Genomic DNA, 17,075 nt, shown 5'->3' on the forward strand with positions numbered 1-17,075 from the left:
TTATTTTTTCGCTTGCTGAGCTTTAAAACGTGATAATGCAGTGACGGCAATTGCGGAAAGAATAATGCCTGGAGCACTTGCCACCAAAATACCCGATGTACCTAAACCTAAAGCTAAAATTTTACCCGTCAGTAATGGACCTGTCATTGCACCTAGGCGTCCTAAAGAGATTGCGCTCCCTACACCTGTGACCTTACCGGCGCCTGAATAAAAGATTGGAGAAATTCCGTAGAGAATAGATTGACCACCTGTAGAGAAAATTCCACCCAACACCCCCGCTACAATTAATACAGCCACTACTTTACTGGTGAACAGTAAAAATATGGCAATAAATAATCCTGAATAGATAATTACCGCCATTTGCCATAATTTCAGGCGATCTAGCAAGTAACCAAAACCCAAGGTTCCAATCACTGCGCCCACCTGAAAAACCAGCATCACCAGAAATGCTTGCTGCTTTTCTAAGCCTTGTTCCATCAACAAGTTCGGTAACCAGCTAATTAAAATATAGTTCACCATCAAAGTGAAAAAGAAACTTACCCAGAGTGGTAAAGTCTGTTTAAATTTTTGCTGCTGAAACAATACTTCAGTCATTGCAGGGACTGGTGCTGGTTCAGCATTTTCAACAAGCGTTGTTTGCTTCGGTTTATCTTTTAAAATAAATGCCATGAATGGAATGAGGACTAATGGGGTAATCCCACCAATCAAGAACAATGTCTGCCATGGAATATCTTTAAAATAAATCGCAAGCCCTGCGACAAAAATGGCACCTACAGGTAAGCCACAATACATTAAACTGTTTAATTTTCCGCGGTTGGCTTCCGTTGCTTCATCCCCCACCACTGAAATCATGGTCGGCATCGCAGCACCTAAACCCAGTCCCGTGAAAAAGCGAGCAAGATATAAAACTTCTACATTGGGTGCCATTGCTGTAATACTAAAAAACACCCCAAAGATTGCAATAGATAGCATCAGGACTTTCTTTTGTCCTAAATAATCTGCAACGCGTCCGCCAAAGAATGCGCCAAACAGCATACCAAATACACCTAGGCTAAACACATAGCCCATTTGTACTTGATCTAATCCAAAGGTTGCTGCGATTCCTTTTGCTGCAATACCAGGTGCTTGTAAATCAAAACCTTCAAAAAAAGCTACCCAAAAACACAAAAATACGATGAGGAATTTCTGCGTTTTTCCCATGTTTGTTTGAGCCATAATTGATCTCCATCAATAGTTTGCAAGTTGGCTAAAACTTGTGGGGCTATTTTGAAAGGTATCACTGGCGAGAAATAGCACGACAATGGTCGGGATTGCTTCAAGGTATACAACATCAAACCTATCAAATAAGACCTGAACCATATAATTAAATGAATAAATAGAATTTAAAACCAAATTATTTTTATAAATTTCAATAACTTAATATTTAACTAGTTTTAGGCTATCGAACCATTAGAACTGACTATACTTATCTATTTTTCTCTAAAATCGGTATTACATTGCATCTCTTTATTTAGACTCTACTTTTATTATTCAAATTCATCGTATAATCGAATAAGTCATCAATTTTAATAACTTAAAGATAATGAGTTTTAACGTTCAAGAAGTTGCACAACTTTTAAAACAAGCCAAGGAAAATAAAAAGCCTTATGTATTCTTTACGGGTGCTGGTTGCTCAGTGAAAGCAGATGTACCTTCAGCCACTGGTCTAATTCAAGAAATATGTGAAAAATTTCCAATCCAAGTTAAAAATCTCGATCCTGAGAAAGACAAATACAATTACGGCAAGTATATGTCTGCTTTAGATAAAGATGAGTGCAGAAGATTACTTAAACCACATATTATCGATAATAAGAAAATTAATTGGGCGCATATTGCCCTCGCGTGTCTTATGCAAGGCGGATATATCCAACGTGTTCTAACCTTTAATTTTGACAGCATACTGTCACGTGCTTGTAATCTTCTAGGCTTACATCCTTCTATTTATGATTTTGCAACTGCCAACCCACATCTTTATCATTTGATTAACGATCCGTCTATTGTTCACTTACATGGGCAAGGAACTGGTTTCGTTCAACTAAATACAGGCGAAGAAACAGAAAAACATACCGCCAAATTAGGAGAATTTATTGCAGCAACTTTAAATTCTAATCCGAGTTTATTTATTGGTTACAGTGGAAATGCAGATGCATTTTTTCCATTACTAGAAGAAAAATATTCAGAACAGCATCGCCTTATTTGGACAGGTACTAGGGAAACTAGTGATGATCTCGAAGCTGAAAGCGTTAAAAACTTTTTGAAGAAAAATAAAAATATTACGCATTATATTGGAAAAGTTTTTGCAGATGATTTTTTAATTCAGTTAGCAAAAGAACTTGAATGTTTTCCTCCAGAACTTTTTTCAAATCCTTATAGGTTCCTAGACCAACAACTTAAAAATATTCAATCCTACCCATTAGGGGATGGATTAGATATCCTTGCCAATCTAACTGGTTATCTTAAAGAACAAGCTGAAAAACCCTTAAATAAAAGCTTATATACCGCAGTCATCCATAAATATCCAAATAAAGAATCTACTGAGGGACTTACTGAAAAAGCAATTAATGACATTATGTGGGCATATGACCAACAGGCTCGCTACTTGAAGAGTCAAGAGAAATTTGAGGAAAGCCATAGAATTTATGATCAAGCTTTAGAAATATCAGCACGTCATTATGGATGTATACATAATTACGCATTAAGTTTAGCTGTTTATGCAAATATTAAATCTGATCAATCCCTATTTAAAAAGGCATTTAACTTAAATGAAAAAGCTTTTCAACTCCAGCCAAACAATGCAGATAATATTGGTAACTATGCTTTAGCTCTTTCTAATCTAGCTCAAATCAATCAAGATGAATCTCTGTTTGAAAAAGCTTTCGTACAATATGAAAATGCTTTAAAAATCCAGCCTGAGCATGCAAATAATTTAGGAAATTACGGCTCTGCTCTTTCTAATCTTGCCAAAATTAAACAAGATGAATCTCTGTTTGAAAAAGCTTTCGTACAATATGAAAATGCTTTAAAAATCCAGCCTAATGATGCGGATCACCTTGGAAATTACGGCTCTGCTCTTTCTGATCTTGCCAAAATTAAACAAGATGAATCTCTGTTTGAAAAAGCTTTCGTACAATATGAAAGTGCTTTAAAAATCCAGCCTAATGATGCGGATCACCTTGGAAATTACGGCTCTGCTCTTTCTGATCTTGCCAAAATTAAACAAGATGAATCTCTGTTTGAAAAAGCTTTCGTACAATATGAAAATGCTTTAAAAATCCAGCCTGAGCATACAGATAATATTGGTAACTATGCTTTAGCTCTTTCTAATCTAACTCAAATCAATCAAGATGAATCTCTGTTTGAAAAAGCTTTCGTACAATATGAAAATGCTTTAAAAATCCAGCCTGAGCATGCAAATAATTTAGGAAATTACGGCTCTGCTCTTTCTAATCTAGCTCAAATCAGTCAAGATGAATCTCTGTTTGAAAAAGCTTTCGCACAATATGAAAATGCTTTAAAAATCCAGCCTGAGCATGCGAATCACCTTGGAAATTACGGCAATGCTCTTTCTGAGCTTGCAAAAATTAAACAAGATGAATCTCTGTTTGAAAAAGCTTTCGTAAAATATGAAAATGCTTTAAAAATCCAGCCTGAGCATGCGAATCACCTTGGAAATTACGGCAATGCTCTTTCTGAGCTTGCAAAAATTAAACAAGATGAATCTCTGTTTGAAAAAGCTTTCGTACAATATCAAAACGCTTTAAAAATACAGCCTGATAATGTAAATACGTTGAACAATTATGGTTCCGCACTTGTGAGCTTGGCTCAGCTAAAAAGCGATGAAAACTTATTCGATAAAGCATTTAAGCAATTTCAAATGGCTTTAAAAATACAACCAAATGATACCTATAATTTAGCTTGTTACTATTCAATAAAAAATAATCTAGAACTAAGCAAAGAAAATCTACTAAATGCAGAGAAACATGATTGTCTTCCTCTTAACCCATTTAAACATTTATCAGATGATAAAGATCTAAATAATGTCCGTAATGAACAATGGTTTATAGATCTTCTCGAACGCTTAAAAGAACAAAAGCAAATGGTAGAAACTGCTTAAATAAAAAACCCGCTCTAAAGCGGGTTTTTTTCAAATCAAATTAGCTTAAGCCGATTTTTTGGTTTGTGCATTCTTACGAATCGTGATCATCACCAACTGCACTGCTGCTGGTGTCACACCCGGAATACGGCTGGCTTGTGCCAAGGTATCTGGACGTACATCTTTCAACTTTAAGGTAATTTCACGTGAAAGACCCGAAACAACATCATAGTTAAAATCAGCTGGAATTTTCGTTTCTTCCAGACGTTTCATTTGAGCGACATCTTCATGCTGACGGTTAATATAACCTTCGTATTTCACCGCAATTTCAATTTGGTCACCCACTTGTTGTGACACTTCAGAACCAGTCAATTCCGCAATTTGAGCAAATGAAATATTTGGACGTTTGAGTAAGTCAATCGCGCTACATTCTTTAGACAAGTCAGCGCCTGTCATTTCAACAAACTTTTTACCCATCGGGTTATTTGGGGCAGCCCAAAGGTGTTGTAAACGACCTGTTTCTTTCTCAACAGCTTCCATTTTTTCACAGTAAGCAGCCCAACGAACGTCATCCACCAAGCCCATTTCACGACCTACTGGCGTTAAACGCTGATCCGCATTATCTTCACGCAACATCAAGCGATATTCCGCACGCGAAGTAAACATACGGTATGGTTCTTTCGTGCCCAATGTAATCAAGTCATCAACCAACACGCCCATATACGCTTCATCACGTTTTGGCGTCCATTGTTCCTGATCCCAAGCACGACGCGCAGCGTTCAGACCTGCCAACAAACCTTGTGCACCCGCTTCTTCATAACCTGTCGTACCATTAATCTGACCTGCAAAATACAGGTTGTTAATCGCTTTGGTTTCTAAAGTAAATTTAAGCGCTTGTGGGTTGAAATAGTCATATTCAATCGCATAACCTGGACGCAAAATATGCGCATTTTCCATACCACGAATCGAACGTACCAATTCAAACTGCACATCAAACGGAAGTGACGTTGAAATACCGTTTGGATAAAGCTCATGTGTATCTAAACCTTCAGGCTCTAAGAACACTTGATGTGAATCTTTGTCCGAAAAACGGTGAATTTTATCTTCAATTGATGGACAGTAACGTGGACCAACACCTTCAATCACGCCAGTGTACATTGGTGAACGGTCTAAACCGCCACGGATAATGTCATGAGTTTTTTCATTGGTATGCGTGATATAACAATTGACTTGTTCTGGGTGCATAGATGCATCACCCATAAATGACATCACTGGAGATGGGAAATCACCTGGTTGAGGAGTCATCACAGAAAAATCAACAGAACGTGCATCAATACGTGGTGGTGTACCTGTTTTTAAACGGCCTACAGGCAGATTTAACTCACGCAAACGGTGGGCAAGCGAAATTGATGGTGGATCACCTGCACGACCGCCACTTGATTTTTCTAAACCAACATGAATTACACCGCCCAAGAAGGTTCCCGCAGTCAGTACAACAGTTTTCGCATCAAAACGAATACCCATTTGAGTCACAACACCTTTTACAGTATCGCCATCAACAATGAGGTCATCTGCTGCTTGCTGGAAAATATCTAGATTGGCTTGGTTTTCCAAAGTTTCGCGAATCGCGGCTTTATAACGTACACGGTCAGCCTGTGCACGTGTTGCACGTACCGCTGCACCCTTACGTGAGTTCAGAATACGGAACTGGATACCACCTTTATCGGCAGCCAATGCCATTGCACCACCTAAGGCATCAATTTCACGAACTAAGTGAGATTTACCGATACCACCAATAGCTGGGTTACAGCTCATCTGCCCTAAAGTCTCAATGTTATGAGTCAGGAGTAAAGTCTGTCGACCCATACGCGCCGCAGCAAGTGCTGCTTCCGTACCTGCGTGACCGCCACCGATAACAATGACATCGTAAACTTTAGGATAATGCATAGTGGTATAGAGAGAAATAAAAAGAATGACAGAGTATTATATCAAATTTTGTTGAGTAAGTTGACTAAGCAACTCAATTTTATTTTTTAAACAATTATTATTGAATGTTTCATATCACTACATAAACACCATTGAATCGTCTAATAATTAAGCAATTTAACACAATTTTTCAGCACTATTTACCTGATTTACACTGTTTTATTTTGTCTATTTTTTATCCTATTAAGAGGCAACATTACAAATAAAGGAATAAGGTACACATCATGAATAAAAATATTCTACTCTCTGCTGTTCTCTGCGGTTTATGTCTTGCTCCATTTGCTACCGTGCAAGCAAATGATAAAGTTGAAACCACCTACAATGCCCAAAAATACATGCAAGTTTGTAAAGGCAAATCCCAAGGAACCTGGGTTAGTTTTGCTTACCGTGGAATTATTTGGAATGGTACCTGCGAACCGCAATTCTTTAGTACCAATAAAGCCGTGAAAGGAAATGAATCCGAATTAATGACAGCATGCCAAACAGATATGGCAACCAAATCTGTCATGATCAATGGGATGGAAGTGAAAGGAAAATGTGCTTTAGGTTTCACTGCGCCTTATCCTAAATAAATATCAAGTCTCTCAATATTATATGACTCTAAGTGGTTGAAGTGTTTCATCTTCGACCACTTTTGTTATAGAGTAAGCGCTCTTGTTTACTCTCATTTTTTTTTCCATCAAATACCAAAACACATAATGAGAACCCAAGAGTCACTTTTATAGCTACTTTTATAATAAAATGCATTTACCATCTTTTAGAGTTGACAAATTCCATCTAAAACAACACACAAGAAACAATGCTTCAATAAATAAAATACGCCATAACCAAAACAAATATAAACATGTAAAACAATTACTTACAAAAAAACACCACAAAATTAATGCTTATTTTTTTTAAGAAATACGACCAACATTCCCCTCATTATTTTAGTTATAAAGCTTATATATCATACTTAAACCAACAAGTTTTGTGCATGAATGTCATTTGCAACGTTTATGCTTATACTATGATCAAATCAATTGTGTATTGCTTAAGCAAAAGCCCCACACAAAAATAACCATAATTTCAATTAAAAACTCAGGATCGAGTTTTTACTGATTTTTTTAAAAATAAATCAATTTAATAATAGGAATAAAGAATGGATGCAGGATTAATTACCGTTGTTTTACCACTGGCATTGGCAATTGTCATGATGGGTTTAGGTCTTGAACTTACTCCAAAAGATTTTGCGCGTGTCACACAACAACCCAAAGCCGTACTCATTTCACTTTTTAGTCAACTTTTCTTACTTGTAGGGGTAGCTTTCCTGCTCTGTAAGCTTTTTGCATTACCACCTCTGCTTGCAGTAGGTTTAATGTTGCTAGCAGCTTCGCCTGGTGGAAGTACCGCCAATTTGTTTAGCTATTTATTTAAAGGTGATGTGGCTTTAAATATTACCCTCACAGCAATTAACTCCGTGCTCGCAGCAGTAACGCTACCCTTAATTGTAAATTTCTCCATCAATTATTTTATGAATGACGGACAGCAAGTTAGCCTACAGTTCAGTAAAATTATTCAAGTGTTTGGCATTATTATTGTGCCTGTGTGCATCGGAATGCTTATTCGTCATTTTGCACCGAATTTCACACATAAAATGAATAAACCTGTGCGTATCTTTGCAGTTGTATTCTTAATCCTGATTATTGTTGCTGCCTTTATTAAAGAGCGCGCTCACATCATGGAATACTTTGCTCAAATTGGTGTGGCAACAATCGTTTTCTGTATCATCAGCTTGTCCATTGGTTATTTCGTACCTCGTGTTATGGGTGTACATACAACGCAAGCACGTGCCTGTGCTTTTGAAATTGGCATTCATAACGGTACATTAGCCATGACCATTGCCCTTACAGTTCTTGAAAATACCACCATATCTATACCAGCAGCTGTGTATTCAATATGGCTCTAGACTAGCAGATTTATACTTAATTTTATCTAATGATGTTCCACAACTCAGTTGCTAACTCATTAGGTTCTCTCATCCAACGCCATTCAGACTCCTTCAGATGGTAGTCAAAATAATCTTTTGAGATACCATTGAACTTGGATAATCTTCGTTTACAGAAACTCCAAAATGATTCTATTCCATTTATGTGACATTGTCCTCTAGCAAACTCATTTGCTCCGTGATTTACCCTGAAATGCTTTGAATAACCAACATCAACTAGACCATTATAGCCTCGCCATCCATCACTATAAATGACACTTTCTAGTGCCACCTTACCTAAGATAACCTTTTGTAAAGTCTTCATTTTACAGTCAGGAACGATTTCAGTATAAACACGCCCATCCCGTTCAAATATTCCAAATACGGGTTGTTTTAAAGTGCCACGACCACGTTTTAACTTCCCATGAAAACCACGTTGTCGTTTAGCGCCAAAATAGCTTTCATCCACTTCAATAGAACCTACAAATTTAGTTCTTAAATCTGTTTGATGATCATAAATAGCTTCCCTAAAAAGCATGTACCAATAGTTGATCGTATTACGATTTAAATTGAGTAATAATGCAGTTTTAGAAGCGGGTATATCAATGCAAAAGCATTGAATGATTTTTTTAATCTTGTAGTGGCTTAATTTACTGTTTTTAATCATGATTACAGACCAACATAACTAGTCTGCTAGTCTAGAGCCTCAATATTTATGTATATCATCGCCGCAGGGTTCGGCATGTTATTAAATAAATTTGATCGCGCTACAACACCAGTCAATAAAAGTGATTCACTCAAACTCGAATCTTAATCATAAATTTAATCAGGATGTCTCGGCATCATTTTTACAGTTATATGAAAGTGTAGCTGTAAATGCTGCTCTCAGTTACAATGTGCGCTTTAGAAAAGCAAAGTTTGGGTTATTCCGTGAAGTGGTTACAAATTCATATTACTGTTGATCAAGCACAAGTCGATTTTACAGAAACATTATTAAGTTCTTTGGGTGCAGTGAGCGTGACTTTGGACGATGCTGAAAATCAAGACTTACTTGAGCCACTTCCAGGTGAAACACCACTTTGGAATAAAGTGATTGTGACAGGTATTTATGCACAAGAAGAAAATGAAGAAATTGATGTCGCTGCATTAGAAACCTTCATTCGTACACAAATGCCTGATGCACCTTTGCGTAGCGAGTTCTTAGAAGATCAAGTTTGGGAACGATCTTGGATGGATTACTACGAACCAATTCAAATCAGTGAAAAATTCTGGATTGTGCCTGAATGGTTAGAGCCACCTGAAGCAGATGCTGTGAACATTAAACTTGATCCAGGTCTAGCTTTTGGTACGGGTAACCATGCCAGCACGTTCCTGTGTTTACAATGGCTTGGCAAAACCGACCTCAAAGATAAAGTCGTAATCGATTACGGATGTGGTTCAGGTATTCTGGGTGTTGCAGCATTATTATTGGGTGCTAAAAAGGTCTACGCTACAGATATTGATCCGCAAGCGGTATTGGCGACTCAACAAAATGCTGAGTTAAATGGTGTACTCGACAAAATTTTTGTGGGCTTACCTGATGAGTTTAATGAAACGTTTGGCAGCCAAAAAGCGGATGTATTAGTTGCAAATATTTTAGCAGGTCCGCTAATGGCTCTTGCACCAGAGTTTGCAACTTTAACAAAATATGAGGCAGAGTTCGCACTTGCAGGTGTAATCGAAGAGCAAGTTGCTGATGTTTCTAGTATTTACTCAGAATTTTTTGATATATTAGAAGTTGAAAAACGTGAAGAAAACTGGTGCCGTATTTCAGGCAAACGCCACAAAGCCTAACTATCTAACTTAAAAACTATGAGCGAAAAACAAACCAGCTGTCCTGAGTGTCTAACAATTTATCGAGTCTCTGTGGCTCAACTGACTGTTGCTCAGGGCATGGTTTGTTGCCCAAAGTGTTCAACCACGTTTAATGCTTTAACGCATTTGATCAATCAGCCATTTGGCCAGCTTTCGACTTATCCAGCTTCGGAAGATCATTTTGATTCATCCAATCAAGATATTGATTTTCGTCCGCAAATGTCGAATATTGCTTTTGAACATTCTTTATCGAATCGTCAGCAATTACTCGAGATTTTTGATCGAAAAATTGAACACTCAAATATTGATCTAAAAACATATTTGAACAATCTCAATTATTTCAGTACCGATCCAATCGGCAACTTTCCTGCCCTTAACCTTGCAGAAAAAGATCTCGACCACAAACCTCGCACCCCGATGTACTATGTCATGTGGGGCATCATCAATATTGCTCTTATTCTATTATTATTGTTCCAATTCTTTTGGTTTAATCCTCAGTACTTAAGAAGTAGCCCTAAATTAGCTGCGAGCTTTAATCAAGTTTGCGCTTTGTTCAAATGTGAAATACAACAAGAAAACTATACCCTCATTAGTACCAACAAAGTAAAAGCGAAGCGTATAGCAAAAAATAAAACACTATTTACAGGTGAATTAATCAATTATCACGATAAGAGCCTTCCATTACCGACCTTAAAGGTTATCTTACGTGAACAAGGAGCAGAAACAGGTAACTTTACGCTTCAACCCAAAGAATATTTGGCAGACAACTTGGTCGGTATTGAGCGCATCCCTCAAAAAAGGCCTTTTAAAATCCATTTTGAGCTTCCAGTCGATCGAAAAAGCTTTGATGACTATAGTTTAGAAATTGTTGGACCTTAAAAAATGAAAAAACTACAAAAAAAGTAAAAAAAAAGTAAAAAAAATGCAGTTTTCTTGCTCACTTTTTCTAAGACAATGGTATCATACGCGCCACGAAAGCTTTGTGCTGCAAACTCCTCGCTAATTTTCACAACAACTACTAGTTTTGCCAATGCGCTTTATTCCAGATAATGCGTAGGGTATCTATTTTTTGTTTTGATTTTGATCAGTAACAAATATTAAATTATTGTTACGTATGTTTTTTGATCAAAATAGCTAGTTTGTGGCAAGCTAAATGTACGAGTTTTAGAACTCCTCGTTTTAGGATCTAAAACGGAGTTCATTTATTTTTATAGACAACATTAATATATCGCTTTACCCAAGCGGTATCTGATTTTTCGGATTAATTCGCATGAATAGCAAATCTCCTATTTTTACTGCACAATCTGATGTTGCTCTACGTATTCACGTAGATCGCGCAGTTCGCCATTACTTTGCTCAATTGCAAGGCGAGCAACCTTCTCAGGTCTATGACATGGTGCTAGCAGAAATGGAGAAACCTCTTTTATCTGTAGTTCTTGAGTATACACGTGGTAATCAAACACGCGCTGCCGAGATTCTTGGACTGAACCGTGGTACTTTACGTAAAAAGTTGAAAGCTCACGGTTTAATGAGTGAATAAATGATAAAATGCTTGCGGCTTCCGCGGGCATTTTTTTTTACCTGCTATTTTTAGCTTTTTTTGTTTTAATCCTTGATAACTGTGACGAAGATCATGACCATTAAACGCGCATTAATCTCTGTTTCCGATAAAACTGGCATTGTTGAGTTCGCTCAAAACCTTTCTGCTCTTGGGGTAGAAATTTTATCAACTGGCGGTACATATAAGTTGCTTAAAGACAACAATATCGCTGTAGTGGAAGTTTCAGAGCATACTGGTTTCCCAGAAATGATGGATGGGCGTGTAAAAACTTTACATCCAAAAATTCATGGCGGTATTTTAGCTCGTCGTGGTCTAGACGAAGCAGTAATGGCTGAACACAACATCGATGCGATTGACTTGGTGATTGTGAACCTTTATCCATTTGCTGCAACAGTCGCTAAACCAAACTGCTCACTTGCAGATGCAATTGAAAACATTGATATCGGTGGCCCAACAATGGTTCGTGCTGCTGCGAAAAACCATGCATCTGTTGGTATTGTGGTAAATGCTTCTGACTATGACACTGTTATTGCTGAGCTTAAAGCAAATGGTGCGCTGTCTTATGAAACTCGTTTTGATTTAGCAGTAAAAGCTTTCGAACACACTGCTCAATACGACGGCATGATTGCTTCTTACCTAGGTGCTCGTGTGGGCAAAGCAGAAGGTGAAGCAGACAAGTTTGCACGTACTTTCAATACGCAATTAAATAAAGCTCAAGATTTACGTTACGGTGAAAACCCGCATCAATCTGCTGCTTTCTATGTTGACCCTGCTGCAACAGAAGCTTCTGTTTCAACTGCAAAACAGCTTCAAGGTAAAGAGCTTTCTTATAACAACATCGCAGATACAGATGCTGCACTTGAATGTGTAAAATCTTTCGCTAAACCAGCGTGCGTAATTGTGAAACATGCTAACCCATGTGGCGTTGCAGTTTCATTAGATGGCATTCAAACAGCTTACGATCTTGCGTATGCAACTGACCCCGAATCTGCTTTCGGTGGCATTATTGCTTTTAACCGCGAGTTAGATGTTGCAACTGCTCAAGCAATTGTTGACCGTCAATTTGTTGAAGTGATCATTGCACCAAGTATCGCTGAAGGCGTACTTGAAGTGACTGGCGCGAAGAAAAATGTTCGTGTCTTAGTTTGCGGTGAATTACCAGCAATTGATGAACGTGCTCCACAGTTAGACTATAAACGTGTGAATGGTGGTTTATTGGTTCAAGACCAAGACTTGGGCATGATCACGAAAGATGATCTTAAAGTCGTAACTAAGCGTGCACCAACTGAACAAGAAATTGATGACCTAATTTTTGCGTGGAAAGTCGCAAAATATGTGAAATCTAATGCAATTGTTTATGCAAAAAACCGCCAAACAATTGGTGTAGGTGCAGGCCAAATGAGCCGCGTAAACTCAGCTCGTATTGCAGCCATTAAAGCTGAACATGCAGGCTTAGTGGTTGAAGGTGCTGTAATGGCTTCTGATGCATTCTTCCCATTCCGTGATGGTATTGATAATGCAGCAAAAGCAGGCATTAAGTGCATTATTCAACCAGGTGGTTCTATGCGTGATGAAGAAACGATTGCTGCTGCTGATGAAGCGGGCATCGCAATGGTCTTCACAGGTATGCGTCATTTCCGTCACTAATTTCGGATTTCGACGGTAATGACTTTGTCATTCGTATTAATTAAAACAGATTTCTAAATCTTGCATAAAGTCTTCGGCGCTTCAGCGGAAGACTTTATGTCATTTTCGATTCATGGAGTATGAACCGATGAATATTTTAGTTTTGGGTAGTGGCGGTCGTGAACATGCTTTGTCATGGAAAATCGCTCAAGATGAAAAAGTAACTAAGGTATTTGTTGCACCTGGTAATGCAGGAACTGCAACTGAAGATAAATGTGAAAACGTTGCATTAGACATTCAAAATAATCCTGCAATTATTGAATTTGCTCAAAATAATGCAGTTGATTTGATTGTTGTTGGGCCAGAAGCTCCGCTGGTCAATGGTGTGGTCGATGCATGCCGTGAAGCGGGTCTTAAAATTTGGGGACCAACTCAATTTGCTGCACAATTAGAAGGCTCAAAGGCTTTCGCTAAGCACTTCTTAAAGCGTCACAATATTCCAACTGCATTTTACGATGTGTTCACTGAAGTCGATGCAGCAAAAGCATACGTGACAGAACATGGTGCTCCTATCGTAATTAAAGCGGACGGTCTTGCTGCGGGTAAAGGTGTTATCGTTGCAATGACCAACGAAGAAGCTTTTGCAGCGATTGATGACATGCTCGCTGGCAACAAATTTGGTGACGCGGGTTCTCGTGTTGTTATCGAGCAATTCCTTGCTGGTGAAGAAGCCTCTTTCATTTGTATGATCGATGGTAACAACATCCTGCCAATGGCAACTTCACAAGATCACAAGCGTATCTTTGAAGGAGATCAAGGTCCAAACACAGGTGGTATGGGTGCATACTCTCCTGCTCCAGTGGTTACTCCAGAAGTATTTGACCGCGTCATGACTGAAATTATGCGTCCAACTGTGGAAGGCATGAAAAAGGATGGTCATGTTTACACTGGCTTCTTATATGCAGGCCTTATGATTGATGAGCAAGGTCAACCACGTGTAATTGAGTTTAACTGTCGTTTTGGTGACCCTGAAACACAGCCGATTATGATGCGTTTAAAATCGTCTTTGGTCGATTTGGTTGAAGCTGGTATTGCAGGCAATCTCCCAGCAGAAGCTGAATGGGACGAACGTAAATCAATTGGTATTGTACTTGCAGCAGAAGGTTATCCTGAAACAGTTCGTAAAGGTGACGTTATCTCTGGTCTTGGCCAATCTCCAGAAAATACTAAAATCTTCCATGCTGGCACAGCAATGAGCGCTGACGGTCACATCTTGACTGCGGGTGGTCGTGTTTTATGTGTGACTGCACTTGGTGATACCGTACTTGAAGCACAAGTCAATGCTTTAGAAGTTTGTGGTCAAGTTACATTTACAGGTATGCAATATCGTACAGATATTGGTTATCGCGCTATTGCACGTGAAAATGCATAATTCGCATTGATACGGCAACAGAAAAACCCGCTAATTTGCGGGTTTTTTTTATTTCCCCATTACCTAAGAAGGTTGTAACTTAAGCAAAAGTAATCTACTTAATTCAGCAAGTTAATCTCTTTTTCACCCCCAGTTCAGAGGTTTGTGATATTGATTGCGAACTCAAAGCTTTGATTTTAAGCTCTCGAGGCGACATTCCAAACCAATTTTTACAAGCTCGACTTAAAGCAGATTGTTCTGAAAAGCCAAGTGTTGATGCAATTTGGCTCATAGACAACTGCGAATCGACTAAGTATTGTAAAAGTAAGTCTCGCTTCAACTGCTCTTTAATTTCTTCAAAACTTGTACCTGCTTCATTGAGCTTACGTTGCAAACTTCTTGGATGCATTGCCAACATCTGAGCAACTTCGGCTTTATTCGCTTTGGGACTTGATAAATGAATGCGTATAGCGTGACGAACTCGCTCAACAATGGAACTATGATGATTGTGGAATCTTTGTTCAAGATAACTATCCACAATTTCTCGTAAACCCCAATCTGAACTATTAAACTGAATATTCAACATATCCTTATGTAAATATAAAGCTGCATGTTTTTGACCCACTACAACTTCAGCATTGAAAAATCGTTTATAGATATTCAATGGTGCAAGCGGGCTATGTGGTAGTGAAACTTTTAAAAGTTGATATTGATTACCACTCAAATATGCGAGCACTCGGTGGCATACAGCTAAACCTAAGTCTATAACTTGACGTTTACTGAAAATATTTTCTGAATTTTTGAGTTGTATATCGTAAACAATCTCTATAATTTCAGCATTCTGATCAAATAAATCAGTCGTTACATGTTCATTCATCTCTAAGCGCAATGCTGAACCATGCAGGAATAAAAGATCCGATGAAAATTTAATTACTTCTCGGAATGTGGATGCACTTTGTATAATCTGTCCGAGTACACCTAATACACTAATATCCTGATAAGTGGAAATTCTCAAACCTAAATCAGCACAATTGGCTTTTTGTGAACTCTCTTCTAAAAGTTGTATTAAGAACTGATGCTTAATCCATACATTACCAGCGTGTAAATCTGTTAAATTAATGTGATATTTTTCCAATAAAGGCAGCGGATCTATTCTTTGCTGCTGCATAACATCTACATAGCCACGCAAACCTGAGCTATGTACCATATCTTGTCGCGTATCTTTTTTATGTATTAAATCCAAATCAACCATTTAAACAATCCTTGTCTCAATATGTCAAAAAATTGACTCATTTTGTCAAGCTAGCATAAATATTCAAAGGCACAATAGCAAAAATGGACATTTAACCACGCATGACCAACATCTCGAAAGGATGAACTCCTGTTGTAAATACGTAGGTTAAGGAAATAAATGTTCCATTTCCATTAAGGATAATATAAGGACACAAGAATGAATTTTAAAAATGTAACTGTTGCTGGTAGTGGTGTATTAGGTTACCAAATTGCGTTTCAAACTGCTTTTCATGGTTTCAAAGTCTCAGTTTATGACATTAATGATGACGTACTTAACCATGCAAAAGCCAAATTTTCTGAATTAAGCGCATGCTATAAACGAGATATAAATGCAACTCAGGAACAATTGGACAATACATTTAACAACTTAAGCTACCATTCAAACCTTGCAGAAGCTGTTCAAGATGCCGACCTAGTAATTGAAGCAGTGCCTGAAGATGTGGCAATTAAAACTGAATTTTACAAGCAACTGAGCCAAGTTGCTCCTGCAAAAACGGTTTTCGCAACCAATACCTCTACTTTATTACCAAGTCAGTTCCGTGATTTGACTGGTCGACCAGAGAAGTTTCTCGCCCTCCATTTTGCCAATATGATTTGGGTCAACAATATGGCTGAAATCATGGGACATGAACAAACAGATAAACACGTGTTTGATGATTTGGTTCAATTTGCAAAAGCAATTGGCATGGTCGCGTTACCTATTTATAAAGAACAACCAGGTCACCTACTTAACTCAATGCTCGTTCCATTTTTAATCTCAGCATTAGATCTTTGGATTAAAGAAGTTTCAGAACCAGAAACTATTGATAAAGCATGGATGAAATCGTTTGGTTCGCCCAAAGGTCCTTTTGCAATCTTAGACATGATTGGCATTAACACTGTATATAATGTTGCAAAATTAAATGCAGATACCAATCCACTTATGGTTCCACTCATGCAAAAGCTAGAAGTTGAATTTATTAACTCTGGTCATTTAGGCATGCCAAGTGGCAAAGGTTTCTACAACTATCCAAATCCTGCGTATGAATCTGCTAACTTTTTAAAATAAAAGTTGCGTATAGAAATTAAACATTCAATTCTATACACGCATATTCCATATACAGCAAAGCGATGCTTCTTATGGTATCGCTTTGACTTTTATACCTCTCAAGCCTTTTTATTTCATAAAGCTCAAAAGTATTCTATATATTTTCTCAATTGAATAGACATTAAAGAACACCGAAGACCAGACCCTCATTTTTTATAA

The 17,075-nt window shown here is 37.9% G+C and carries 13 protein-coding genes; 9 read left to right on the plus strand and 4 right to left on the minus strand.

The features are described 5' to 3' along the window. Positions 1-1,215 carry a 3-(3-hydroxy-phenyl)propionate transporter MhpT gene (mhpT, locus tag C3F34_RS00080; protein WP_044739981.1) on the minus strand — a complete coding sequence of 405 codons (1,215 nt, stop codon included), beginning with the start codon at positions 1,213-1,215 and terminating at the stop codon, positions 1-3. A 367-nt stretch (positions 1,216-1,582) separates the two neighbouring features. On the opposite strand from mhpT, the gene C3F34_RS00085 reads away from it, so the two are divergent. Next, on the plus strand, positions 1,583-4,153 hold the full coding sequence (locus C3F34_RS00085) for a tetratricopeptide repeat protein (RefSeq protein ID WP_104440782.1): 2,571 nt from the start codon (positions 1,583-1,585) through the stop codon (positions 4,151-4,153). Positions 4,154-4,198: 45 nt separating this feature from the next. On the opposite strand, the gene mnmG is transcribed toward C3F34_RS00085, so the two are convergent. Continuing rightward, entirely contained in the window at positions 4,199-6,079 is a 1,881-nt protein-coding gene (mnmG, locus tag C3F34_RS00090) for a tRNA uridine-5-carboxymethylaminomethyl(34) synthesis enzyme MnmG (RefSeq protein WP_016166492.1), read from the minus strand. Positions 6,080-6,342: 263 nt separating this feature from the next. Here mnmG and C3F34_RS00095 point away from each other — a divergent pair, with 263 nt between their 5' ends. Beyond that, a complete protein-coding gene (locus C3F34_RS00095; RefSeq protein WP_044739516.1) occupies positions 6,343-6,690 on the plus strand; it encodes a hypothetical protein in 348 nt (115 codons plus the stop codon). Between the two features lie 569 nt (positions 6,691-7,259). After that, complete coding sequence (locus C3F34_RS00100; RefSeq protein ID WP_104440783.1) at positions 7,260-8,066, plus strand: bile acid:sodium symporter family protein; 807 nt, start codon at positions 7,260-7,262, stop codon at positions 8,064-8,066. 22 nt (positions 8,067-8,088) lie between these two features. Here the strand turns inward: C3F34_RS00100 and C3F34_RS00105 are convergent, their stop codons facing one another. Continuing rightward, the gene (locus C3F34_RS00105; RefSeq protein ID WP_104440784.1) at positions 8,089-8,751 is read right to left on the minus strand and encodes an IS1595 family transposase; all 663 of its coding nucleotides are present in this window, start codon (positions 8,749-8,751) and stop codon (positions 8,089-8,091) included. Positions 8,752-9,014: 263 nt separating this feature from the next. On the opposite strand from C3F34_RS00105, the gene prmA reads away from it, so the two are divergent. From prmA to purD, 5 genes are all read left to right on the plus strand, one after another. Then, positions 9,015-9,917 carry a 50S ribosomal protein L11 methyltransferase gene (gene prmA / locus C3F34_RS00110; RefSeq protein WP_044739535.1) on the plus strand — a complete coding sequence of 301 codons (903 nt, stop codon included), beginning with the start codon at positions 9,015-9,017 and terminating at the stop codon, positions 9,915-9,917. Between the two features lie 18 nt (positions 9,918-9,935). Next, positions 9,936-10,817, plus strand: a complete 882-nt coding sequence (locus C3F34_RS00115; protein ID WP_044739514.1) for a DUF3426 domain-containing protein — start codon at positions 9,936-9,938, stop codon at positions 10,815-10,817. A 391-nt stretch (positions 10,818-11,208) separates the two neighbouring features. Beyond that, positions 11,209-11,478, plus strand: coding sequence for a DNA-binding transcriptional regulator Fis (gene fis / locus C3F34_RS00120; protein ID WP_001086304.1), 270 nt, complete (start codon positions 11,209-11,211; stop codon positions 11,476-11,478). A 93-nt stretch (positions 11,479-11,571) separates the two neighbouring features. Continuing rightward, entirely contained in the window at positions 11,572-13,146 is a 1,575-nt protein-coding gene (purH, locus tag C3F34_RS00125) for a bifunctional phosphoribosylaminoimidazolecarboxamide formyltransferase/IMP cyclohydrolase (protein WP_044739513.1), read from the plus strand. 127 nt (positions 13,147-13,273) lie between these two features. Continuing rightward, positions 13,274-14,557: a phosphoribosylamine--glycine ligase gene (purD, locus tag C3F34_RS00130; protein WP_044739512.1), complete on the plus strand. Its 1,284-nt coding sequence runs from the start codon at positions 13,274-13,276 to the stop codon at positions 14,555-14,557. A 103-nt stretch (positions 14,558-14,660) separates the two neighbouring features. Here the strand turns inward: purD and C3F34_RS00135 are convergent, their stop codons facing one another. Continuing rightward, entirely contained in the window at positions 14,661-15,788 is a 1,128-nt protein-coding gene (locus tag C3F34_RS00135) for an AraC family transcriptional regulator (RefSeq protein ID WP_044739511.1), read from the minus strand. 198 nt (positions 15,789-15,986) lie between these two features. Between C3F34_RS00135 and C3F34_RS00140 the strand changes: the two genes are divergently transcribed. Then, positions 15,987-16,877 carry a 3-hydroxyacyl-CoA dehydrogenase gene (locus C3F34_RS00140; RefSeq protein WP_044739510.1) on the plus strand — a complete coding sequence of 297 codons (891 nt, stop codon included), beginning with the start codon at positions 15,987-15,989 and terminating at the stop codon, positions 16,875-16,877. The last annotated feature ends 198 nt before the right edge of the window (positions 16,878-17,075 follow it).

The organism is Acinetobacter sp. ACNIH2 (assembly GCF_002934965.1).
In the GTDB taxonomy this organism is placed as follows: Bacteria; Pseudomonadota; Gammaproteobacteria; order Pseudomonadales; family Moraxellaceae; genus Acinetobacter; species Acinetobacter tandoii.

Bases quoted from the DNA above. Each gene is read 5' to 3' on its own strand.
- mhpT (WP_044739981.1), bottom strand. From the start codon at position 1,215: ATGGCTCAAACAAACATGGGAAAAACGCAGAAATTCCTCATCGTATTT.
- C3F34_RS00085 (WP_104440782.1), top strand. From the start codon at position 1,583: ATGAGTTTTAACGTTCAAGAAGTTGCACAACTTTTAAAACAAGCCAAG.
- mnmG (WP_016166492.1), bottom strand. From the start codon at position 6,079: ATGCATTATCCTAAAGTTTACGATGTCATTGTTATCGGTGGCGGTCAC.
- C3F34_RS00095 (WP_044739516.1), top strand. From the start codon at position 6,343: ATGAATAAAAATATTCTACTCTCTGCTGTTCTCTGCGGTTTATGTCTT.
- C3F34_RS00100 (WP_104440783.1), top strand. From the start codon at position 7,260: ATGGATGCAGGATTAATTACCGTTGTTTTACCACTGGCATTGGCAATT.
- C3F34_RS00105 (WP_104440784.1), bottom strand. From the start codon at position 8,751: ATGATTAAAAACAGTAAATTAAGCCACTACAAGATTAAAAAAATCATT.
- C3F34_RS00115 (WP_044739514.1), top strand. From the start codon at position 9,936: ATGAGCGAAAAACAAACCAGCTGTCCTGAGTGTCTAACAATTTATCGA.
- fis (WP_001086304.1), top strand. From the start codon at position 11,209: ATGAATAGCAAATCTCCTATTTTTACTGCACAATCTGATGTTGCTCTA.
- purH (WP_044739513.1), top strand. From the start codon at position 11,572: ATGACCATTAAACGCGCATTAATCTCTGTTTCCGATAAAACTGGCATT.
- purD (WP_044739512.1), top strand. From the start codon at position 13,274: ATGAATATTTTAGTTTTGGGTAGTGGCGGTCGTGAACATGCTTTGTCA.
- C3F34_RS00135 (WP_044739511.1), bottom strand. From the start codon at position 15,788: ATGGTTGATTTGGATTTAATACATAAAAAAGATACGCGACAAGATATG.
- C3F34_RS00140 (WP_044739510.1), top strand. From the start codon at position 15,987: ATGAATTTTAAAAATGTAACTGTTGCTGGTAGTGGTGTATTAGGTTAC.